Consider the following 19,889-nt stretch of genomic DNA (forward strand, 5'->3'; position numbering starts at 1 on the left):
AACAGAAGGTCCGGGAACGAGGGAGGGGGCCCACGTGCTCATCGACACCTACGGCCGAGTGGCCACCGACCTGAGGGTCTCGCTGACCGACCGGTGCAATCTGCGCTGCACCTACTGCATGCCCGAGGAGGGCCTGCAGTGGCTGGCCAAGCCAGACCTGCTCACGGACGACGAGATCGTCCGCCTCATCGACCTCGCGGTGACCCACCTCGGCATCGAGGAGGTCCGCTTCACCGGCGGCGAGCCCCTGCTCCGCCCCGGCCTGGTCGGCATCGTGGAGCGCGTCGCTGCTCTGGAGCCGCGCCCCCAGATGTCCATCACCACCAACGGCATCGGTCTCAAGCGCACCGCCGCCGCCCTGAAGCAGGCCGGTCTGGACCGGGTCAACGTCTCGCTGGACACCCTGCGCCCCGACGTCTTCAAGACCCTCACCCGGCGCAACCGCCACCAGGACGTGCTGGACGGCCTCCAAGCCGCTTCCGACGCGGGCCTCACCCCGGTCAAGGTCAACTCCGTCCTGATGCCGGGCCTCAATGCCGACGAGGCCCCCGACCTGCTGGCCTGGGCCCTGGAGCACGCCTACGAGCTGCGGTTCATCGAGCAGATGCCGCTGGATGCCCAGCACGGCTGGAAGCGCGAGGGCATGGTCACCGCCCAGGACATCCTGGCCTCCCTGCGCACCCGCTTCGAGCTGACCGCCGAGGGCGCCGGCGAGCGCGGTTCGGCCCCGGCCGAGCGCTGGCTGGTGGACGGCGGCCCGCAGCGGGTGGGCGTGATCGCCTCGGTGACCCGCCCGTTCTGCGCGGCCTGCGACCGCACCCGGCTCACCGCCGACGGGCAGATACGCACCTGCCTGTTCGCCACCGAGGAGACCGACCTGCGCGCCCTGCTGCGCTCCGACGCCTCGGACGAGGAGATCGCCGAGCTGTGGCGCAAGGCGATGTGGGGCAAGAAGGCGGGCGCGGGCCTGGACGACCCGTCCTTCGTCCAGCCGGACCGCCCCATGTCAGCGATCGGCGGCTGAGTCCTCCCACTCCCGGAGCGGGACCACGTCCTTCAGGAAGCCGCGCACACCGAGGAACTGCGACAGATGCTCGCGGTGTTCCTCGCAGGCGATCCAGGTCTTGCGCCGCTCCGGGGTGTGGATCTTCGGGTTGTTCCACGCCAGCACCCACACGGCGTCGGCCCGGCAGCCCTTCGCGGAACAGATCGGTGTCTCACTCACGGCTAGATTCTCGCAGAGGGAACTCGGGGCGAGAGCAGTGCGGGAGCGGTGAGGGAGCGGAGCGAATTCGCGCGGAAACGGCTGCGAACAAGGCGACGCCGAGCAGCCACGGGGGGAGCTGCCCGGCGTCGGTCTGTCGCTCCGACGGGGGATGCGGAGCGCGTACGCAGTATGTCACGCACCACTGGCCGACCGGCACAGGAACAGCATGATTGAACTGAGCTTTTCCTGAGCTTGGCGGGAAGTCGTCTTCCGCTTTTTCCGCTTCCGCGCTGCTCAGGCTCGGTCGGAACGTTTCTCCCGAGACTCCGCCCCCGGCCGGGCCGACGCCTGCTCCGGGCCGGAATCCGACCGCTCTGCTGACTCTTCGTCACGTGGCGGTGTGATCATCGGCTTGGACGGCATCACGACGAAGGTCGACGGCAGCGACTGCGGCCGTTCCCGCCCCGCGTTTGCGATCACCACGGCGATGTACGGCAGCGCGGCGCCCAGCACCAGCGCCACGATGGCGACGTACCGCTCCACGTTCCACAGGGAGGCGGCCAGGATCACCGCCACGGTCCGGATCGACATCGAGATGACGTAACGCCGCTGCCGGCCCCGCACGTCCTCGGCCAGGCCGGTCCGGGCACCGGTGATCCGGAAGACCTCGCCACGCTGCTTGCCCATCAGTTCACCATCCGCCCGCATGGGTCCAACCCCGGCCCGAAGCCGTGTCCGAACCTGAACCGGACCCGGCACACCCACCAACGGTACGCCGCCGGGCCGCCGCGCTCGATACCGGGGCGCCACCCGGCCTGCGGGAACGTCCACCGTCCGGGTGCCCCCGGCATGCGCGGCGGCCGGAGCGCGCCGAGACTGGCCAGGACGATCAGATCGATCAGGTCGGACCGGACGAGGAGGCCGCCATGGGCTGGCTGTGGGCGATCATCGTGGGATTCGTGCTGGGCCTGCTCGCCAAGGCGATCATTCCCGGTAAGCAGCACAGCCCCCTGTGGCTGACCACCATCTGCGGCATCCTGGGCGCCCTCGCGGGCAACGCCCTCGCCCGCGGACTGGGGGTCGCGGAGACACGCGGCATCGACTGGAGCAGGCACATCTTCCAGCTCGTGGCGGCGATCATCATCGTGTTCTTCGTCGACATGCTCTACACGGCGACCCTCGGCAAGCGCCGCAAGCGCAAGTACGAGGAACGGGTGTGACCGAGCGGGCATGACGAAGGGCGGCCTCCCCGCTGGGGAAGCCGCCCTTCGCTCCGTAAAGGGGTCAGGCGCCCGTGACCTCGACCGCCGCCAGGTTCTTCTTGCCCCGGCGCAGCACCAGCCAGCGCCCGTGCAGCAGGTCCTCGGCGGTCGGGACGGCGTCCTCGCCGGCGACCTTGACGTTGTTCACGTAGGCCCCGCCCTCCTTCACCGTGCGGCGCGCGGCCGACTTGCTGGCCACGAGACCGACCTCGGCGAGCAGGTCCACCACCGGGCCCAGCTCGGCGACCTGGATGTGCGGCAGCTCCGAGAGCGCGGCGGCGAGCGTGCGCTCGTCCAGCTCCGCCAGCTCGCCCTGGCCGAACAGCGCCTTGGACGCGGCGACCACGGCGGCCGTCTGCTCCGCGCCGTGCACCAGCGTCGTCAGCTCCTCCGCGAGCGCGCGCTGCGCGGCACGGGCCTGCGGACGCTCCTCGGTCAGCCGCTCCAGCTCCGCGATCTCCTCGCGGGACTTGAAGCTGAAGATCCGCAGGAACTTGGAGACGTCCCGGTCGTCCGCGTTCAGCCAGAACTGGTAGAAGGCGTACGGCGTGGTCATCTCCGCGTCGAGCCAGATCGTGCCCGACTCGGTCTTGCCGAACTTGGTGCCGTCCGCCTTGGTGATCAGCGGGGTGCCCAGCGCGTGGACCACGGCGTCCGGCTCGACCCGGTGGATCAGGTCGGTGCCCGAGGTGAGGTTGCCCCACTGGTCGCTGCCGCCGGTCTGCAGCGTGCAGCCGTACCGCCGGTACAGCTCCAGGAAGTCCATGCCCTGGAGGATCTGGTAGCTGAACTCGGTGTAGCTGATGCCCGCGTCGGAGTTCAGCCGGCGGGAGACGGCCTCCTTGGCGATCATCTTGTTGACCCGGAAGTGCTTGCCGATGTCCCGCAGGAACTCGATGGCCGACATCCCCTGGGTCCAGTCCAGGTTGTTGACCATCACGGCCGCGTTCGGGCCCTCGAAGTCCAGCAGCGGCTGGATCTGCGCGCGCAGCCGCTCCACCCACTGGCCGACGATCTCCGGCGCGTTCAGCGTGCGCTCGGCGGTGGGCTTGGGGTCGCCGATCAGACCGGTGGCACCGCCGACCAGGCCCAGCGGGCGGTGGCCCGCGTCCTGGATGCGCCGCATGGTCAGGATCTGGACCAGGTTGCCGAGGTGCAGGCTGGGCGCGGTCGGGTCGAAGCCGCAATAGAACGTGACAGGACCGTCCGCGAACGCCTTGCGCAATGCGTCCTCGTCGGTGGAGAGGGCGATCAGCCCACGCCACTTCAGTTCGTCGACGATGTCCGTCACGGTTCTCGTGTCTCCTAGATGATCGTGCGGCGGTCGGGTGACAGCCGACTACGAGGTTATACGCCCTGGCTGACAGAGCTCATATTGAAATCCGGGACGCGGAGCGCGGGCATCGCGGCCCGGGTGAACCAGTCGCTCCACTCGCGGGGCAGCGTCTGCTCGGTGCGGCCCGCCTCGGACGCCCGGCCGAGCACGCCGACCGGTGACTCGTTGAACCGGAAGTTGTTGACCTGGCCGGTGACCTCGCCGTTCTCCACGAGGTAGACGCCGTCGCGGGTGAGGCCGGTGAGCAGCAGGGTCGCCGGGTCGACCTCGCGGATGTACCAGAGGCAGGTCAGCAGCAGGCCGCGCTCGGTGGCCGCGACCATGTCCGCGAGCGAGCGGTCGCCGCCGCCGTCCAGGATCAGGTTGTCCAGCGCCGGGGCGAGCGGCAGCCCGGTCAGGGCCGCGCTGTGCCGGGTGGTGGTGAGGTGCTCGAGGACACCGTCCTTGATCCAGTCGGTGGCGCGTACGGGCAGCCCGTTGTCGAAGACCGAGCGGTCGCCGCCGGAGGAGTGCGCGACGACGAAGGGCGCGCAGCCGAGGCCCGGCTCGTCGGGATCGCTGCGCAGGGTCAGCGGCAGCTCGCTGAGCCGCTCGCCGGTACGGGTGCCGCCGCCCGGCTTGGAGAACACCGTGCGGCCCTCGGTGGCGTCCCGGCCGGAGGCGGACCAGAGCTGGTAGATCAGCAGGTCGGCCACGGCGGACGGCGGCAGCAGCGTCTCGTACCGCCCGGCCGGCAGCTCCACGCGGCGCTCCGCCCAGCCGAGGCGCTCGGCCAGCTCGGTGTCCAGGGCGCCGGGGTCGACGTCCTTGAAGTCGCGGGTGGAGCGGCCGGCCCAGGCCGAGCGGGTGTGGTCGGGGGACTTGGCGTTCAGCTCCAGGGTGCCGGTGGGCTGGTCGTGCCTGAGGCGCAGGCCGGTGGAGGTGCCGAGGTAGGTGGAGACGGTCTCGTGGCTGGCGAAGCCGTACAGCTCGCGGCCGCCGGCCCGGGCGCGGGCGAACGCCTCGCCGAGCGCGGGAGCGAAGTCCGCGAAGACGGCGGAGGAGGTCTCGGCGGGCGCGTCCCGGAAGTCGGGGGAGTCCGGGACCCCGCTGACCAGCGGCTGGGCGTCCTCGGCGGGTCCGGCCGCCCGCGCGGCGGCCTCGGCTGCCCGCACCAGCGGCTCCAGCTCGGCCGCCGTGACCGCCGACCGCGAGACCACGCCGGAGGCGGTGCCCTGCTGCCCGTCCACGGTGGCGATCACGGTGAGGGTACGGCCGCGGGTCACGCCGTTGGTGGTGAGCGCGTTGCCCGCCCAGCGCAGGTTGGCACTGGACTCCTCGTCCGCGATGACGACACAGCCGTCCGCCCGGGACAGCGCGAGGGCCTGCTCGACGATCTCGTACGGCTTGCTGGTCCGCGCGCTCATCGCCCGGCCTCCTGGGTCGTGTTGAGGATGTTGACGCCCCGGAACAGGGCGGACGGGCAGCCGTGGGAGACGGCGGCGACCTGGCCGGGCTGGGCCTTGCCGCAGTTGAAGGCGCCGCCGAGGACGTAGGTCCCGGGGCCCCCGACGGCGGCCATCGAGCCCCAGAAGTCGGTGGTGTTGGCCTGGTAGGCGACGTCCCTGAGCTGCCCGGTGATCCGCCCGTTCTCGATCCGGAAGAACCGCTGGCCCGTGAACTGGAAGTTGTAGCGCTGCATGTCGATCGACCAGGACCGGTCACCGACCACGTAGATGCCCCGGTCCACCCCGCCGATCAGCCCCTCGGTGGAGAGCCCGGCCGGGTCCGGCTTGAGCGACACGTTGGCCATGCGCTGGACCGGCACATGGCCGGGGGAGTCCGCGAAGGCGCAGCCGTTGGAGCGCTCGAAGCCGGTCAACCTGGCGATGCGCCGGTCGAGTTGGTACCCGGTGAGGGTGCCGTCCTTCACCAGGTCCCAGGACTGCGCGGCCACGCCCTCGTCGTCGTAGCCGATGGTCGCCAGGCCGTGTTCGGCGGTGCGGTCGCCGGTGACGTTCATCAGCTCGGAGCCGTACTTGAGCTTGCCGAGCTGGTCGAAGGTGGCGAACGAGGTACCGGCGTAGGCGGCTTCGTAACCGAGGGCGCGGTCCAGTTCGGTGGCGTGGCCGACGGACTCGTGGATGGTCAGCCACAGGTTGGAGGGGTCGACGACCAGGTCGTACAGGCCCGGCTCCACGCTGGGCGCGCGCATCTTCTCGGCCAGCAGCTCGGGGATCTGTTCGAGTTCGGCGTCCCAGTCCCAGCCGGTGCCGGTCAGGTACTCCCAGCCACGGCCGGTGGGCGGGGCGAGGGTGCGCATCGAGTCGAACTCGCCGCTGGAGTCGTCCACGGAGACGGCGGTCAGCTCGGGGTGGAGGCGGACACGCTGCTGGGTGGTGACCGTCCCGGCGGTGTCGGCGTAGAACTTGTTCTCGTGCACGGTGGTCAGGGACGCGTCCACGTGGTCGACGCCCTGCGCCGCGAGGAGCCGCCCGCTCCAGTCGCCCAGCAGCGCGGACTTCTCCGCGTCCGGCACGGTGAAGGGGTCGATCTCGTACGCGGAGATCCACGTCTTGTCGGCGTGCACGGGCTCGTCGGCCAGCTCCACGCGCTCCTCGGAACCGGCGGCCTTGATCACCTGCGCGGACAGCTTGGCCATCGCCACGGCCTGCGAGGCGACCTTCGCGGCGCCGTCCATGGTCAGGTCCACCCCGGAGGCGAACCCCCAGCTACCCCCGTGCACGACCCTGACCGCGTACCCCAGGTCGGTGGTGTCCGAGGACCCCGACGGGCGCCCGTCCCGCAGCCGCCAGGACGCGCTGCGCACCCGCTCCAGCCGGAAATCGGCGTGCTCGGCCCCCAGGGCCCGCGCCCGCGCCAGCGCGGCGTCGGCGAGGGCCCTCAGGGGGAGCGCCAGGAAGGAAGGGTCGATGTGTTGAGCCACGGGCGGGTTCCTCCTGCACGGGGTGGGGTGCTCAGGAGGATACGTCGCTTCCGAGGTCGGTCCCTGTGGTCTCAGTGGGCGATGCCGTCGATCAGCTCCCGCGCGCCCTGGCGGAGCAGGGCCACGGCGACGGATGTGCCCAGCGTCGCCGGGTCGAGGCGGCCGGCCCACTCGTGCGCGTGCAGGACCGTCTTGCCGTCGGGGGTGAACACCGCTGCGCGCAGCGAGAGTTCACCGGAGCGCTCGGTACGGGCGTACCCGGCGATGGGGGAGTTGCAGTGGCCCTGGAGGACGTGCAGGAGCATCCGTTCGGCGGTGGTCTCGCGGTGGGTGGCGGGGTCGCCCAGGTCGCTGACGATGTCGACCGTCTCGGTGTCGTCCTCCCGGCACTGAAGGGCGAGGACGCCCGCGCCGATCGGCGGGAGCATGGTCTCCAGCGTCAGGATCTCGCTCGCGGCGTCCATCCGGCCGATGCGTTCCAGCCCGGACACGGCCAGGATCAGCGCGTCCGCGTCACCCGCCGCCATCTTCTCCAGCCGCCTGTTCGCGTTGCCCCGGATCGGCACGCAGTCCAGGTGCGGGTGGGAGGCGGCGAGCTGCGCGACACGGCGTACGGAGGAGGTGCCGATCCTCGTCCCGGCCGGAAGCTGGTCCAAAGTGCGGCCCTGCGGGTCGACCAGGGCGTCCCGGATGTCGTCCCGCGCGAGATAGCCCGCGAAGCGGGTCCCTGCGGGGATGGGGCGGTCGCCGGGCACGTCCTTCATGCAGTGCACGGCGAGGTCGCCGTCGCCCCTGAGCAGCGCGGCGTCCACCTCCTTGGTGAACGCGCCCTTGCCCTCGACCTGGGCGAGGTCACCCATCCATCGGTCCCCGGTGGTCACCACCGGCAGGACTTCGGTACGGACCTCGGGGTGAAGTACGGCCAACTCCGCACGCACGCGCTCGACTTGAGCGAGCGCCATGGGGGAGTTGCGGGAGACGATGCGGATCAGTTCACCGGGCATGGGGGCACGATACGGCGACGAACGCGGCCCATGCCTCCGGCGTGACGGTGAGGGGGCGCATGCGCTTGTCTTTGGAGTCGCGGATGTTTACGGCCTTGGAGCTGACGGCGACCTCGATGCAGTTGTCCCCGTCTCCGCCGCTGTAACTGCTCTTGAACCAGTCCAGCCCAGGGGTGGTGCTCATAGCGCTCCTCGCAGGTGTTCCAGCAGCTCCACCGTAGCCGGGCAATCCAGGGCTTGGGAACGCAGCTTGCCATAGCGCTGATGCAGGACGCTCACCTCGCCGGGCTGGGCGATGAGGGTGCTCGATCGGTGGCCCTCGATGTAGCCGAACCACTGATGTCCGGGCGTCGTGGCAAGGTACATCTGACCGTCGACGCCGCAGTGATCCTCCTTGTGCCGAGGCATGATCTGGATCTCGACGTTGTTCCGTCGGCCCACGCTCAGGAGCTGGTCGACGACAGCCTTGGTCACGTCGGGGCCGCCCAGTCGGCGGTCCAGGATCGCCTGCTCGATGATGAACGTGAACGCGGTGTGCGGGCGGTCGACGAGTAACGTCTGGCGCTCCAGCCGTGCCGCTACCTTGTGGTCGATCTGCTCCTCGGTCCACGGCGGGAGTTGGTGTTTGAACACCGCCCGTGCATACGTCTCCGGCTGCAACAGTCCCGGAATCGCACGGCACTCGTAGGCGTACAGGGAGATCGCTTCTTCCTCGATCCCCGCCCACTGTTGGAACCAGGACGCCAGTCCGGATCGCCTCGTCAAGGTCTTGGCCGCCGCCGCCAGTACCTTCGCCGCGTCCTCCCCCAGAACGGGCGCCACTCGCGTCGGCAGATCCGCAGGAGGAAACCGTTTGCCCTGCTCGATCTTGGCGATGTAAGGCGCCGAATAGCGCACCTGTACCGCAAACTCTTCCTGGGTCAGGCGTCCTTGGTCTCGCAGCGACTTCATTACCGCGCCGAACATCTTCAAGCCGTCCGAGGCTTCCGACTCGCCGTTGCCCGCCCGGCCATGCTCCACTGCCATCGCCGCCACCTTTCGTGCTCCCCGCTCAACGCACCCAATCTGCCTAGCGTCACGGTGAGTGACCCACCCAGTCCAGAGTGTGCACCGATACAAGCGGAGCTGTATGGGCTTCGTTCCTGTTGGCCCCCCGGAGGGACTCCCCACGCTGGACGTATGTCGCCCTCACGCGCCCATGAGGCAGTCACCGTACGTACGTTCGCGCAGCGTTTCTCCGCCACCAGGCGTGGTGCGCGGCTGGCACGCCGGCTGGCGGTGCACCAGTTGGACCAGTGGGGTCACCCCTACGGCACTCCCACCTCCGAGGCCGTCGCCCTCGTCGTCGCCGAACTCGCCGCGAACGCCGTCCTGCACGGCCGCGTACCGGGACGGGACTTCGAGCTCCGCCTCCAGCGCGCACCCGGCCACATCCGCGTGGAGGTCTCCGACACCCATCCCGCACACCCGAAGCTCCCCACCCCGGACCCCACCGCCGAGGGAGGCAGGGGCCTCCTCCTCGTCGACGCCGTAGCCACCCGCTGGGGGACAGCCCCCCGCACCGGACCGGGCAAGACCGTCTGGGCGGAGTACGCGACCGGAGAGTCCTGATCTGTAGGAATCCGACAGGAGCAGGGATGTGTCACTGTCGGTGCCCGATTGTCCGTGGTCGTGGCCGGACCGATAGGTTTTCGGGGAAGCCGCCTGTCCCGCCCGGCACCAGGGTGACCGGGCGGATTGTCGGAACGTTGTAGACCGCTGATGAAAGGGTGATCCGTTGAGCCGCTCGGTTCTCGTCACCGGAGGCAACCGGGGCATCGGCCTCGCCATCGCCCGCGCTTTCGCCGACGCCGGCGACAAGGTCGCCATCACGTACCGCTCGGGCGAGCCCCCGGCGGGCTTCCTCGCCGTCAAGTGCGACATCACCGACGCCGAGCAGGTCGAGCAGGCGTACAAGGAGATCGAGGAGCGGCACGGCCCCGTCGAGGTCCTGATCGCCAACGCGGGCGTCACCAAGGACCAGCTTCTGATGCGCATGTCCGAGGAGGACTTCACCTCGGTCATCGACACCAACCTCACCGGCACCTTCCGGGTCGTCAAGCGGGCCAACCGGGGCATGCTGCGGGCCAAGAAGGGCCGCGTCGTCCTGATCTCCTCGGTGGTCGGTCTGCTCGGCTCGGCGGGGCAGGCGAACTACGCCGCCTCCAAGGCCGCGCTCGTCGGCTTCGCGCGCTCCCTCGCCCGTGAGCTGGGCTCGCGCAACATCACCTTCAACGTCGTCGCCCCCGGCTTCGTCGACACCGACATGACCAAGGCGCTCACCGACGAGCAGCGCAAGGGCATCGTGTCGCAGGTGCCGCTCGGCCGGTACGCCGAGCCGGAGGAGGTCGCCGCGGCGGTGAAGTTCCTCGCCTCGGACGACGCCTCGTACATCACTGGAGCCGTCATTCCCGTTGACGGCGGACTGGGAATGGGTCACTGAACACCATGAGCGGAATTCTCGAGGGCAAGCGCGTCCTGGTCACGGGCGTGCTGATGGAGTCCTCCATCGCCTTCCACGTCGCCAAGCTGGCCCAGGAGCAGGGCGCCGAGATCATCCTGACCGCGTTCCCGCGGCCCACGCTGACCGAGCGCATCGCCAAGAAGCTGCCGAAGCCGGCCAAGGTCATCGAGCTGGACGTCACCAACGAGGAGCACCTCGCGCGCCTGGCCGACATCGTCGGCGAGGAGCTGGGCGGCCTCGACGGCATCGTCCACTCCATCGGCTTCGCCCCGCAGGACGCCCTCGGCGGCAACTTCCTGAACACCCCGTTCGAGTCGGTCGCCACCGCCATGCACGTCTCGGCGTTCTCGCTGAAGGCGCTCACCATGGCGTGCCTCCCGCTGATGCAGAACGGCGGCTCGGTCGTCGGCCTCACCTTCGACGCGCAGTACGCCTGGCCGCAGTACGACTGGATGGGCCCGGCCAAGGCCGCCCTGGAGGCCACCAGCCGCTACATGGCGCGTGACCTGGGCAAGCAGAACATCCGCTGCAACCTCATCTCCGCGGGCCCGATCGGCTCCATGGCCGCGAAGTCCATCCCGGGCTTCTCCGACCTGGCCGCCGTGTGGGACTCCCGTTCCCCGCTGGAGTGGGACCTGAAGGACCCGGAGCCCGCGGGCAAGGGCGTCGTCGCCCTGCTGAGCGACTGGTTCCCGAAGACCACCGGCGAGATCATCCACGTCGACGGCGGTCTGCACGCCATCGGCGCCTGACCGACCCCGCGCGCGAGAGGCCCGTACCCCTGAAGGGGGTGCGGGCCTCACCCGTACGGGTCCCCGGCCGGGCCGTCCCGGCTCCGGCGACGCACCCTCGTAGTACGCGTCCCCTCCGCAGCCATGGCCGAGGAGGTCCCCCTACGTGCGTCTTCCCCGCAGCCTGACCCCGGTGACCGCGGCCGCGGTACTCGTCCTCGCCCTGCCCGGCGGCGTCGCCCGCGCCGGTGACGGCAAGCCGCACGCCCCCGACCTCTTCGGCGCCTCCTGCCGGGTCAAGGTGGACGGCTCCGAGGTGGTGGCCTACTGCCACAACCCCTATGTCCACGTCGACCGGGTCCGGCTGCACGTCGAGTGCGCCCGCTGGTGGGACATCGACACCGACAGCGCGCCGGTGGCCGCCGGGCCCGCCCTGACCGTGAAGCTGACCGGCCGGTGCTGGAAGGAGATCCGGGTGGTGTGGATCAGTCACCAGAAGGCGGGCTGAACCGCTCCGGACGGCACTGGAAGGGGTAGCTCGCCGCCTCCGCTGCCGCCGCCCGCGCGTCCCCGGTGCGGATCGCGTCCACCAGCCGGGTGTGGTCCATGTACGCCCGCTGCTCCAGCTCGGCGCCCACGTCCGCGCGCAGCCAGTCCCGCAGCACCTCGCCGAGGTCCGCGTACATCGCCGTCATCACGTCGTTGTGCGACGCGGACACCACGGCCAGGTGGAAGGTGGCGTCGGCCGCCACGAACGCCTCCGCCTCCCCGGCCTCCCACGCCTCCTCGCGCCTGGTCAGCAGCGCGTCCAACTGCTTGAGGTCCTTCTCCGTGCGCCGCTCGGCCGCCAGCTTCGCCGCCGACGACTCCAGCGTGGACCGCAGCTCGGCGATGTGCCGGGGATCGGCGTCGGCGAACCTGCGGTGCATCACCCCGGCCAGCTCACTGGTGGCCACCACATAGGTGCCGGAGCCCTGCCGGATGTCCAGCAGTCCGTTGTGCGCGAGCGCCCGTACCGCCTCGCGGACGGTGTTGCGGGCCACGCCCAGTTGCTCGACCAGCTCCGGCTCGGTGGGGATGCGGGAGCCGACCGGCCACTCGCCGGACGTGATCTGGGCGCGCAGCTCGGCGATGACCTGTTCGGACAGCGCCGACCGGCGCGGGTGGCTCAGAGGCATGGCCCACCTTGGCACGTGAGTTCCGGCCCGTACGAACCGGCCGGACCGGGGAGCCCCGTACGGAGCCGGCTCCGGAATGGACAACCAATCATCCCATGATTCTATGATGGGTCTCATGGCTGAGGAGACCCGGACCGTGCGGAAGCCCGCCGTCCCCGACGTACAACCACCCCTGCCGACCCCCGCTTCCGCCCCGCCCGTCTGGGCCGTGCGCCTGGTGGTCGTCGGCATCGTGCTGGCCGCGCTCAACCTCCGCCCGGCCATCACCAGCCTGGGCGCGCTCCTGGAGGAGGTCCGCGACGGGCTCGGCATGAGCGGCGGCGTCGCCGGACTGCTCACCTCCGTACCCCCGCTGTGCTTCGCCCTCTTCGGTGCCACCGCCCCCCGCCTCGCCCGCCGCTTCGGCCCCGGCGCGGTGGTCTGCGCGGGCATGACCGCCATCACCGCCGGCCTGCTGATCCGCCCCTACATCGGCGGCACCGCCGGGTTCCTGGCCGCCAGCGCGCTCGCCCTCATGGGCATCGCGGTGAGCAACGTGCTGATGCCGGTCATCGTCAAGCGCTGGTTCCCGGACCGCGTCGGCTCCATGACCGGCCTGTACTCGATGGCCCTCGCCCTCGGTACCGCGGTCGCCGCCGCCGTCACCGTGCCCCTGACCGGCGCCCTCGGCGGCCACTGGCAGTCCGGGCTCGCCGTGTGGGCCGTCCTCGCGGCCATCGCCGTGCTGCCCTGGCTGCCGCTGGTCCGCGAGCGGGTGCCCGCACCGGCGCCGGTTCCGGGCGCGGAGGCCGCCCCCCGGCTGCGCATCGCCCGCAGCCGCACCGCCTGGGCGCTCGCCGTCTTCTTCGGCCTCCAGGCCACCGCCGCGTACATCACCATGGGCTGGATGCCGCAGATCTTCCGCGACGCCGGGGTCCCGGCCGGTACCGCGGGCGTGCTGCTCGCGGTCACCATGGTGATGGGCGTCCCGCTGGCCTTCGTCATCCCGCGCGTGGCGAGCCGGCTGCCCCACCAGGGGCCCATCGTGCTGGTCCTGGGCGCCTGCGGTCTCGCCGGCTACGCCGGGCTGTACCTCGCGCCCGCCGCCGGGGCCTGGGCCTGGGCGGTGCTGCTCGGCATCGCCAACTGCGCCTTTCCGCTCGCGCTCACCATGGTCGGCATGCGGGCCCGCACCGGTCCGGGCGTGGCGCAGTTGTCCGCGTTCGCCCAGAGCACCGGGTACCTGCTCTCCATCCCCGGACCGCTGCTGGTCGGCGTGCTCTACCAGCGCAGCGGGGGCTGGGGCGTGCCGATCGCGCTCATGGCCGCGCTGATGCTGCCGCAGATGGCGGTCGGGTTCCTCGCCGGGCGCGACCGGATCGTGGAGGACGAGGCGCGCTGAGGCCGGGGGTGGGGGGCCGAGGCGCGGGGGTGGGTGGGACACTGGCCGCATGCAGCCTGTGCTCGACCCGAACCCCCAGAACGGCCAGAAGAAGATGCTGATCGTCTTCGGCTCGTTCTTCGCCATCTTCGTCGTCATCGGCATCGTCGCGATGTTGCTCGCCCCCTCCTGATCACCTCCGCCCGAGGCGGTGTGGCGGGGGGCTTTCCCCACCATCCCCTAGGGGGCGGGGATCAGGGTCAAGTGGGTGGAAGCCCGGATGGGTTGACCGCCGGTGACCGCGTAGCTTCGAGGGGTACCGGGAGAGGGATTCCCGGACGGTCCGACGAGCGACGGAGGCGATCATGCCGGTACCCGCCCACACCCGGCCCCACCCCGCCGTTGCCGGTGCCCGGCTGCCCTGGTGGGCGCTGGCGCTGCCGATACTCGCGTTCGTCGCGCTGCTGCTGCTCATCATGAACCCGTCCGACGCGCACGCGGCGAGCGGCGACCCCGCGCTCGCGCACATACTGGAGCGCGCCCGGCAGCTCGTCGAGCACTGAGCCCGGCCCCCTCCCACCGGTGAATCCGCATGTCAACTCCCTGCGCCGGGTGGCCTGTTTCATGCGAAGCTGAGTGACATGAGCGTCGTTGAACCCCGCAGGATCGTCCTCTTCCGCCATGCGAAAGCCGACTGGCCCCAGGTTTCCGACCATGAGCGCCCCCTCGCCGACCGGGGCCGCGCGGACGCCCCCGTCGCCGGCAGCAGGCTCGCCGACACCGGAATCCCCTTCGACCTGGCCGTCTGTTCCACCTCGCTGCGTACCCGCGAGACGTGGAAACTCGCTGTGCACGGACTGGATCACCGGCCGAAAACGGTCTACGAGGACCGGGTCTACAACGCCTCGCCGGGCGAGCTGATCGCCGTGCTGAACGAGACCCCGGACGACGTGCGCAACGCGATCCTCATCGGCCACAACCCCGGCGTGCACCACCTCGTCGAGATCCTCGCCGGGTCCGCCGAGGGTGACGCCCGCGAGCGGATGAACCGGCGCGGCTTCCCCACCTCCGCCTTCGCCGTGCTGACCTTCGACGGCGACTGGAAGGACCTGGAGCCGGGCAAGGCGACGCTGGTGGACTACTGGGCGCCATCCGAGTGATCTGCCAGGACACACGCAGGGCCCGGAACCACGGCGGTTCCGGGCCCTTCCCGCGTCGTCGGCTCAGTCCTCGTCGTGCGTCTGGGCCGCCTCGACCTCTTCGCGGCTGACGCCCAGCAGATAGAGCACGGTGTCCAGGAAGGGGAAGTTCACCGCCGTGTGCGCGGCCTCGCGAACCACCGGCTTGGCGTTGAAGGCCACGCCCAGACCGGCCGCGTTCAGCATGTCCAGGTCATTGGCGCCGTCACCGATCGCCACCGTCTGCGACAGCGGCACCCCCGCCTCGGCGGCGAACCGGCGCAGCAGCCGCGCCTTGCCCGCCCGGTCCACGACCTCACCGGTGACCCTGCCGGTCAGCTTCCCGTCGGCGATCTCCAGCGTGTTGGCGTGCGCGAAGTCCAGGCCCAGCCGGTCCTTCAGGGCGTCCGTGACCTGGGTGAAGCCGCCGGACACCACCCCGACCTGGTAGCCGAGGCGCTTCAGCGTACGGATCAGGGTCCGCGCGCCCGGCGTCAGCCGGACCTCCTCGCGGACCTTGTCCACCACCGAGGCGTCCAGCCCCTTCAGCAGGGCCACGCGCGCGTGCAGAGACTGCTCGAAGTCCAGCTCCCCGCGCATCGCCGCCTCGGTCACCGCGGCGACCTCCGCCTCGCAGCCGGCGTGCGCCGCGAACAGCTCGATGACCTCGTCCTGGATCAGGGTCGAGTCCACGTCCATCACCACGAGCCGCTGTGCCCGCCGGTGCAGGCCCGCCGAGACCACGGCTATGTCGACACCGAGCGCGGACGCGCTCGCGGCCAGCGCGGTGCGCAGCGGTTCCGTCGCCACCCCGGACACCGCGAACTCCACGGCCGTCACCGGGTACTTGGCGAGCCGGAAGATGCGGTCGATGTTGCCGCCGGCCTGGGCGATCCGCGCCGCTATGGCCGCCGTCGACTCGGCGGTCAGGGGGTGCCCGAGCACCGTCACCAGGGAGCGGCCGACACCGCGCGGACGGTTGTCGCCGTGGCCCGAGATGATCTCGGCCTGCATCTTCATCGACTCGGCCCAGCTGTGGACCGTCGACCGGAGGTCACCCTCCAGCCCCTCCGCGGGCTGCGTGACCAGCGCGCACAGCACCAGCCGGCCCCGTGTCACGACCTGCTCGATGTCGACCACGTCGACCTGGAAGGCGGCCAGGGTGTCGAACAGACCGGCCGTGATGCCGGGCCGGTCCTTCCCGAAGACCTTGACGAGAAGAGTGGGGACCTCACCGGTCCGCGAAGCGACGATCTGCGAAGCGCTCATGGTCCCACCACCGTATCCGGCGCCCCCTGACCCCCGCCCGACAGGTCCGCCACCCGGACAGGACCCCCGTCCGGCCCGGCCGCGGTCAAATACCCCCCTCCGCACCGTTATCCGCCCCCAACTCCGGTGCGCACAGCCGCCCGACTACCAGTCGGGCGGTCCCGCCTGGAATAGTTCCCCACGATGTTCGACATCCCTAGACTCCCCGTGTCGGGGGCAATTCGGGGGACAACTCAGTGGGGCATGGAGTGCCGGAACTCGTACTGGAAACAAACGGACGGACCTGGACGCTGGAGCCGTCCAGGTCCTATGCCCTCGGACGTGATCCGCAGGGCGACATCGTCTTCGACGACGCCAGGGTGTCGTGGCGCCACGCCACGGTCCGTTTCGACGGGCACACCTGGGTCATCGAGGACCACGGCAGCACCAACGGCACCTTCGTGCAGGGCCACCGCGTCGGCCGGACGGAACTGGGCGCCGGCACGGCCGTACACCTGGGCAACGCGACCGACGGGCCGCGGCTGGACCTGACCGCGGCCGCCGCGCAGGCCGCGCCGTACGCCGCCCAGTCGGCCGCGTGGGCCCAGCAGACGCAGGCGGTACCGCAGGCCGCGCAGCCGCAGGGCGCCGAGTGGCACAGCGGCCCGCAGCAGGCCCCGGCCTTTCCGCACCAGCAGGGCGGCACCCCCGCCGCGCCGGACCAGTTCGCCCACGGCGACCGCAGCCCGACCACGTTCCACCAGTTCGCCCTCGGCCGCGTGATGCGCATCGGCCGTTCGCTGGACAACGACCTCGTCGTCTCCGACCTCCAGGTCTCCCGGCACCACGCCGAGTTCCAGACGACGCCCGAGGGCCGCTTCGAGATCCGCGACCTCGGCTCGCACAACGGCACGTACGTCAACGGTCAGCCGATCGCCAAGGGCGGCACCGCGGTCCTCGGCCCGGACGACATCGTCGGCGTCGGCCACTCGGCGTTCCGCATCGTCGGTGACCGGCTCGAGGAGTTCGTCGACACCGGTGAGGTGTCCTTCTCCGCCCGCCACCTCACCGTCACGGTCGACGGCGGCAAGCAGATCCTGCGGGACGTCTCCTTCGGCGCCCCCGAGAAGTCCCTGATCGCGGTCATCGGCCCGTCCGGCTCCGGCAAGTCCACCCTGCTCAAGGCGCTCACCGGCTACCGCCCCGCCAACGAGGGCGAGGTGCTCTACGACAACCGGAACCTGTACAAGCAGTTCGCCGAGCTGCGTCAGCGCATCGGCCTGGTCCCGCAGGACGACATCCTGCACAAGGAGCTGAGCGTCCGGAAGGCGCTGAAGTACGCGGCCAAGCTGCGCTTCCCCGCCGACACCACGCCCACCGAGCGTGACGCCCGTATCGACGAGGTGCTGCGCGAGCTGAAGCTCGACATCCACAAGAACAAGAAGATCACGTCCCTCTCCGGCGGCCAGCGCAAGCGCGTCTCGGTCGCCCTGGAGCTGCTGACCAAGCCCTCGCTGATCTTCCTGGACGAGCCCACGTCGGGCCTCGACCCGGGCATGGACCGTGACGTCATGCAGTTGCTGCGCGGCCTCGCCGACGACGGCCGCACGGTCCTGGTCGTCACCCACTCCGTCGCCGAGCTGGCGCTGTGCGACAAGCTGCTGGTGATGGCGCCGGGCGGCGCGGTGGCCTACTTCGGCCCGCCGGAGGAGGCGCTGAACTTCTTCGGCTACGACACCTGGGCCGACGTCTTCTCCGCCTTCGAGAACTACCGCGACTACGACTGGGCGGGCCGCTGGAAGGGCTCGCAGCACTACCAGATGTACGCCGCCGACCTCGACGCGGTCGCGGCCCAGTCCGTCACCGCGCCCCCGCCGCAGGCGGTCAAGCCGCCCAAGCCGCAGAGCTGGGGCTCACAGCTGTTCACGCTGGTCAGGCGGTACGTGGCGGTCATCGGCTCCGACCGAGGCTTCCTGGCGCTGACGGTGATCCTCCCGGCCGTGCTCGGCGCGGTCAGCCTGCTGATCGACCACGAGAAGGGGCTGCTGGTCAACCCGCTCAACCCCAGAACCGGCCTGCACGTGCCCAACGGCACGGCGACGACGGTCCTGCTGATCCTCGCGGTCGGCGCCTGCTTCGCGGGCGCGGCGAACTCGGTCCGCGAGCTGATCAAGGAGCGGGTGATCTACGAGCGGGAGCGCGCGACCGGCCTGTCCCGCTCGGCGTACCTGATGTCCAAGGTGGTCGTGCTGGGCGCCGTCACGGTGCTCCAGGGCCTCATGGTGGGCCTGATCGGCTTCGCCAGCCGGGAGATCCCGGACCGTGGCCTCGTTTTCGGCGGCTCGACGCTGTTCGAGCTGTGCCTGCCGATCATGGCGCTGGGCTTCACTTCGATGATGTTCGGCCTGGTCATCTCGTCGCTGGTGCGGACCGCGGAGAAGACCATGCCGCTGCTGGTGATGTTCGCGATCATCCAGGTCGTGTTCACCGGCTGCCTGTTCACCCTGCACGGCACGCCCGGTGTCAACGAGTTCTCGTACCTGATGCCGTCCCGCTGGGCGGTGGCCGCGGCCGGCACCACGCTGGACTTCAACAACATCGCGCCGAACACCGACGACCCGACCAGTACCGACCCGCTGTGGGACCACTCGGCGGCGGCCTGGGGCCTGGACATGGTCGTGCTGATCGCGCTCGGGGCGGCCTGCGGCTTCCTCGTCTCGCGCTTCCTGCGGCGGCACGAGCCCGAGGTCATGCGCAAGTAGCCGGAGCCTGCTCCGAGAGTCACGTGAAGGGCGGCACCCCGTTCGGGTGCCGCCCTTCCGCGTCGTCTCAGAGGTCCGCGCCGACCTCAGTACGCGCTGTTGACGTTGTCGATCGTGCCGTACCGGTGCGCCGCGTAGTTGGCGGCGGCGGTGATGTTGGCGACCGGGTCGTAGATGTTCCAGGAGGTGCCCTTCACGTGGTACGCGGAGAACGTCGGCGGGATCACCTGGAGCAGACCCTTGGACGGGACGCCGTTGACGGCGTTGATGTCCCAGCCGTTGATGGCGCGGGGGTTGCCGGAGGACTCCCGCATGATGTTCTTGTGCAGGCCGTGGTAGCTGCCCGGGATGCCCTTGGAGTGCATGATGTCGAGCGACTGGCGGATCCAGCCGTCGAGGTTGTTCTTGTAGGTCTTCGCGGCGACCGTCTCCATCTGGGGACGCTTCGCGGACCGGTCGGCGGCCTTCTTGGCGGAGCGCGACTCGGCGGCCTTGCGCTCGGCGGCGGCCTTCTTCTTCGCGGCGTCGGCGGTGCGCTGCTTGGCAGCGGCCTTCTGCTTGGCCTCGATGGAGTCGAGCTTGACCTTGTCGCTCGTCAGCGGGCTGCTGAGCGTGGCGTGGAGGTCACGGGTCTGGCTCTGCTCGGCGGCCACCTGCTTGGCGGCCACGGCCGGGGTGCCACCGGCCACGGTCGTGGCGCCGCCGGGGACGGCGGACAGCGCGATGGCGGCGGCACCGAGGGTGCTGACACCCGCGATGGCGATCTTGTGCTGCTTGTTCAGCGCGGAGAACTTCTCGAGCGGGCGACTGAGACGACGCTTCAGGATGTTCTTGGGCATGGCTTGATGGACCTCTTCGTTAGCGCGGAGGTCGCTCTCGCGTCCGCCGGGGAAATCGGTTCCTCCAGCACGAACGCCGCGGAGTGAACCGCGGCGCTGAGCGACAGGAGCAATTCTTAGCGGCCGCAAAATGCCCTGGCAATGATGTGACGTACGAAGCGCGGTAGTGGATCAGGTCCACGTAAAACGGGACAGACCAGCCCATCCGCCCCGTTCATCTAGGGGTACTCTGTCTCCTATGTCCGTTCGTAAGTGATGTGCGCCCTATGCTCGGGCTCACACCGGTACGGGCCCGATGTCACGCGGGGGTCATCGAACGCTTCTCTGCGTTAGCAAACTCTCCGGACACCCTTTG

At 70.4% G+C, this 19,889-nt stretch carries 22 protein-coding genes; 11 read left to right on the forward strand and 11 right to left on the reverse strand.

Going from position 1 to position 19,889, the window contains the following annotated elements:
• Nucleotides 1-34 precede the first annotated feature (34 nt).
• The gene (gene moaA / locus OG448_RS23770) at nt 35-1,024 is read left to right on the forward strand and encodes a GTP 3',8-cyclase MoaA (protein ID WP_405556699.1); all 990 of its coding nucleotides are present in this window, start codon (nt 35-37) and stop codon (nt 1,022-1,024) included.
• Here the strand turns inward: moaA and OG448_RS23775 are convergent.
• Both OG448_RS23775 and OG448_RS23780 read right to left on the reverse strand, forming a co-directional pair.
• Complete coding sequence (locus OG448_RS23775) at nt 1,007-1,225, reverse strand: hypothetical protein (protein ID WP_031182095.1); 219 nt, start codon at nt 1,223-1,225, stop codon at nt 1,007-1,009. The genes moaA and OG448_RS23775 overlap by 18 nt on opposite strands.
• A gap of 276 nt (nt 1,226-1,501) precedes the next feature.
• The gene (locus OG448_RS23780; RefSeq protein ID WP_405556701.1) at nt 1,502-1,894 is read right to left on the reverse strand and encodes a DUF3099 domain-containing protein; all 393 of its coding nucleotides are present in this window, start codon (nt 1,892-1,894) and stop codon (nt 1,502-1,504) included.
• 239 nt (nt 1,895-2,133) lie between these two features.
• Here OG448_RS23780 and OG448_RS23785 point away from each other — a divergent pair, with 239 nt between their 5' ends.
• Nucleotides 2,134-2,427, forward strand: coding sequence for a GlsB/YeaQ/YmgE family stress response membrane protein (locus OG448_RS23785; protein WP_405556702.1), 294 nt, complete (start codon nt 2,134-2,136; stop codon nt 2,425-2,427).
• Nucleotides 2,428-2,491: 64 nt separating this feature from the next.
• On the opposite strand, the gene tyrS is transcribed toward OG448_RS23785, so the two are convergent.
• The 6 genes from tyrS to OG448_RS23815 all read right to left on the reverse strand — a co-directional run bounded on the left by tyrS (nt 2,492) and on the right by OG448_RS23815 (nt 8,761).
• Complete coding sequence (tyrS, locus tag OG448_RS23790) at nt 2,492-3,760, reverse strand: tyrosine--tRNA ligase (protein WP_405556704.1); 1,269 nt, start codon at nt 3,758-3,760, stop codon at nt 2,492-2,494.
• A 56-nt stretch (nt 3,761-3,816) separates the two neighbouring features.
• On the reverse strand, nt 3,817-5,211 hold the full coding sequence (locus OG448_RS23795; RefSeq protein ID WP_405556706.1) for a metallopeptidase TldD-related protein: 1,395 nt from the start codon (nt 5,209-5,211) through the stop codon (nt 3,817-3,819).
• Nucleotides 5,208-6,731, reverse strand: a complete 1,524-nt coding sequence (locus OG448_RS23800; protein WP_405556708.1) for a TldD/PmbA family protein — start codon at nt 6,729-6,731, stop codon at nt 5,208-5,210. Before OG448_RS23800 ends, OG448_RS23795 begins: the two co-directional genes overlap by 4 nt.
• A 71-nt stretch (nt 6,732-6,802) precedes the next feature.
• The gene (hemC, locus tag OG448_RS23805) at nt 6,803-7,735 is read right to left on the reverse strand and encodes a hydroxymethylbilane synthase (protein WP_405556710.1); all 933 of its coding nucleotides are present in this window, start codon (nt 7,733-7,735) and stop codon (nt 6,803-6,805) included.
• Entirely contained in the window at nt 7,725-7,919 is a 195-nt protein-coding gene (locus OG448_RS23810; protein WP_405556712.1) for a DUF397 domain-containing protein, read from the reverse strand. Before OG448_RS23810 ends, hemC begins: the two co-directional genes overlap by 11 nt.
• Complete coding sequence (locus tag OG448_RS23815) at nt 7,916-8,761, reverse strand: helix-turn-helix domain-containing protein (RefSeq protein WP_405556714.1); 846 nt, start codon at nt 8,759-8,761, stop codon at nt 7,916-7,918. Before OG448_RS23815 ends, OG448_RS23810 begins: the two co-directional genes overlap by 4 nt.
• A 153-nt stretch (nt 8,762-8,914) precedes the next feature.
• Between OG448_RS23815 and OG448_RS23820 the strand changes: the two genes are divergently transcribed.
• The 4 genes from OG448_RS23820 to OG448_RS23835 all read left to right on the forward strand — a co-directional run bounded on the left by OG448_RS23820 (nt 8,915) and on the right by OG448_RS23835 (nt 11,477).
• Nucleotides 8,915-9,346, forward strand: coding sequence for an ATP-binding protein (locus tag OG448_RS23820; RefSeq protein WP_405556716.1), 432 nt, complete (start codon nt 8,915-8,917; stop codon nt 9,344-9,346).
• 166 nt (nt 9,347-9,512) lie between these two features.
• Nucleotides 9,513-10,217, forward strand: a complete 705-nt coding sequence (fabG, locus tag OG448_RS23825; RefSeq protein WP_350908392.1) for a 3-oxoacyl-[acyl-carrier-protein] reductase — start codon at nt 9,513-9,515, stop codon at nt 10,215-10,217.
• A 5-nt stretch (nt 10,218-10,222) separates the two neighbouring features.
• Nucleotides 10,223-10,990 (forward strand): enoyl-ACP reductase FabI, encoded by a 768-nt coding sequence (gene fabI / locus OG448_RS23830; protein WP_405556718.1) that lies wholly within the window; start codon nt 10,223-10,225, stop codon nt 10,988-10,990.
• Between the two features lie 145 nt (nt 10,991-11,135).
• On the forward strand, nt 11,136-11,477 hold the full coding sequence (locus OG448_RS23835; protein WP_405556720.1) for a hypothetical protein: 342 nt from the start codon (nt 11,136-11,138) through the stop codon (nt 11,475-11,477).
• On the opposite strand, the gene OG448_RS23840 is transcribed toward OG448_RS23835, so the two are convergent.
• Nucleotides 11,455-12,147, reverse strand: coding sequence for a FadR/GntR family transcriptional regulator (locus OG448_RS23840; RefSeq protein WP_405556722.1), 693 nt, complete (start codon nt 12,145-12,147; stop codon nt 11,455-11,457). The two genes, OG448_RS23835 and OG448_RS23840, sit on opposite strands and share 23 nt — an antisense overlap.
• 103 nt (nt 12,148-12,250) lie before the next feature.
• Between OG448_RS23840 and OG448_RS23845 the strand changes: the two genes are divergently transcribed.
• The 4 genes from OG448_RS23845 to OG448_RS23860 all read left to right on the forward strand — a co-directional run bounded on the left by OG448_RS23845 (nt 12,251) and on the right by OG448_RS23860 (nt 14,667).
• Nucleotides 12,251-13,528, forward strand: a complete 1,278-nt coding sequence (locus OG448_RS23845) for a CynX/NimT family MFS transporter (RefSeq protein WP_405556724.1) — start codon at nt 12,251-12,253, stop codon at nt 13,526-13,528.
• 49 nt (nt 13,529-13,577) lie between these two features.
• Nucleotides 13,578-13,700, forward strand: a complete 123-nt coding sequence (locus OG448_RS23850; RefSeq protein ID WP_267881280.1) for an SGM_5486 family transporter-associated protein — start codon at nt 13,578-13,580, stop codon at nt 13,698-13,700.
• Nucleotides 13,701-13,872: 172 nt separating this feature from the next.
• Entirely contained in the window at nt 13,873-14,070 is a 198-nt protein-coding gene (locus OG448_RS23855) for a hypothetical protein (RefSeq protein ID WP_405556725.1), read from the forward strand.
• Between the two features lie 78 nt (nt 14,071-14,148).
• A complete protein-coding gene (locus OG448_RS23860) occupies nt 14,149-14,667 on the forward strand; it encodes a SixA phosphatase family protein (RefSeq protein WP_405556727.1) in 519 nt (172 codons plus the stop codon).
• A 63-nt stretch (nt 14,668-14,730) separates the two neighbouring features.
• Here the strand turns inward: OG448_RS23860 and serB are convergent, their stop codons facing one another.
• Nucleotides 14,731-15,954 (reverse strand): phosphoserine phosphatase SerB, encoded by a 1,224-nt coding sequence (gene serB / locus OG448_RS23865; protein ID WP_405556729.1) that lies wholly within the window; start codon nt 15,952-15,954, stop codon nt 14,731-14,733.
• Nucleotides 15,955-16,202: 248 nt separating this feature from the next.
• Between serB and OG448_RS23870 the strand changes: the two genes are divergently transcribed.
• Nucleotides 16,203-18,695, forward strand: coding sequence for an FHA domain-containing protein (locus OG448_RS23870; RefSeq protein WP_405556731.1), 2,493 nt, complete (start codon nt 16,203-16,205; stop codon nt 18,693-18,695).
• Nucleotides 18,696-18,781: 86 nt separating this feature from the next.
• On the opposite strand, the gene OG448_RS23875 is transcribed toward OG448_RS23870, so the two are convergent.
• Entirely contained in the window at nt 18,782-19,534 is a 753-nt protein-coding gene (locus OG448_RS23875) for a transglycosylase SLT domain-containing protein (RefSeq protein ID WP_405556733.1), read from the reverse strand.
• Between the last annotated feature and the right edge of the window lie 355 nt (nt 19,535-19,889).

The sequence above is a fragment of the Streptomyces sp. NBC_01171 genome (assembly GCF_045039805.1).
Taxonomy (GTDB): domain Bacteria; phylum Actinomycetota; class Actinomycetes; order Streptomycetales; family Streptomycetaceae; genus Streptomyces.

Excerpts from the sequence above, each read along its gene's own strand:
- OG448_RS23780 (WP_405556701.1), bottom strand. The coding sequence starts at position 1,894 with ATGGGCAAGCAGCGTGGCGAGGTCTTCCGGATCACCGGTGCCCGGACC.
- OG448_RS23785 (WP_405556702.1), top strand. The coding sequence starts at position 2,134 with ATGGGCTGGCTGTGGGCGATCATCGTGGGATTCGTGCTGGGCCTGCTC.
- OG448_RS23795 (WP_405556706.1), bottom strand. The coding sequence starts at position 5,211 with ATGAGCGCGCGGACCAGCAAGCCGTACGAGATCGTCGAGCAGGCCCTC.
- hemC (WP_405556710.1), bottom strand. The coding sequence starts at position 7,735 with ATGCCCGGTGAACTGATCCGCATCGTCTCCCGCAACTCCCCCATGGCG.
- OG448_RS23810 (WP_405556712.1), bottom strand. The coding sequence starts at position 7,919 with ATGAGCACCACCCCTGGGCTGGACTGGTTCAAGAGCAGTTACAGCGGC.
- OG448_RS23815 (WP_405556714.1), bottom strand. The coding sequence starts at position 8,761 with ATGGCAGTGGAGCATGGCCGGGCGGGCAACGGCGAGTCGGAAGCCTCG.
- OG448_RS23820 (WP_405556716.1), top strand. The coding sequence starts at position 8,915 with ATGTCGCCCTCACGCGCCCATGAGGCAGTCACCGTACGTACGTTCGCG.
- fabI (WP_405556718.1), top strand. The coding sequence starts at position 10,223 with ATGAGCGGAATTCTCGAGGGCAAGCGCGTCCTGGTCACGGGCGTGCTG.
- OG448_RS23840 (WP_405556722.1), bottom strand. The coding sequence starts at position 12,147 with ATGCCTCTGAGCCACCCGCGCCGGTCGGCGCTGTCCGAACAGGTCATC.
- OG448_RS23845 (WP_405556724.1), top strand. The coding sequence starts at position 12,251 with ATGATGGGTCTCATGGCTGAGGAGACCCGGACCGTGCGGAAGCCCGCC.
- OG448_RS23850 (WP_267881280.1), top strand. The coding sequence starts at position 13,578 with ATGCAGCCTGTGCTCGACCCGAACCCCCAGAACGGCCAGAAGAAGATG.
- OG448_RS23855 (WP_405556725.1), top strand. The coding sequence starts at position 13,873 with ATGCCGGTACCCGCCCACACCCGGCCCCACCCCGCCGTTGCCGGTGCC.
- OG448_RS23860 (WP_405556727.1), top strand. The coding sequence starts at position 14,149 with ATGAGCGTCGTTGAACCCCGCAGGATCGTCCTCTTCCGCCATGCGAAA.
- serB (WP_405556729.1), bottom strand. The coding sequence starts at position 15,954 with ATGAGCGCTTCGCAGATCGTCGCTTCGCGGACCGGTGAGGTCCCCACT.
- OG448_RS23875 (WP_405556733.1), bottom strand. The coding sequence starts at position 19,534 with ATGCCCAAGAACATCCTGAAGCGTCGTCTCAGTCGCCCGCTCGAGAAG.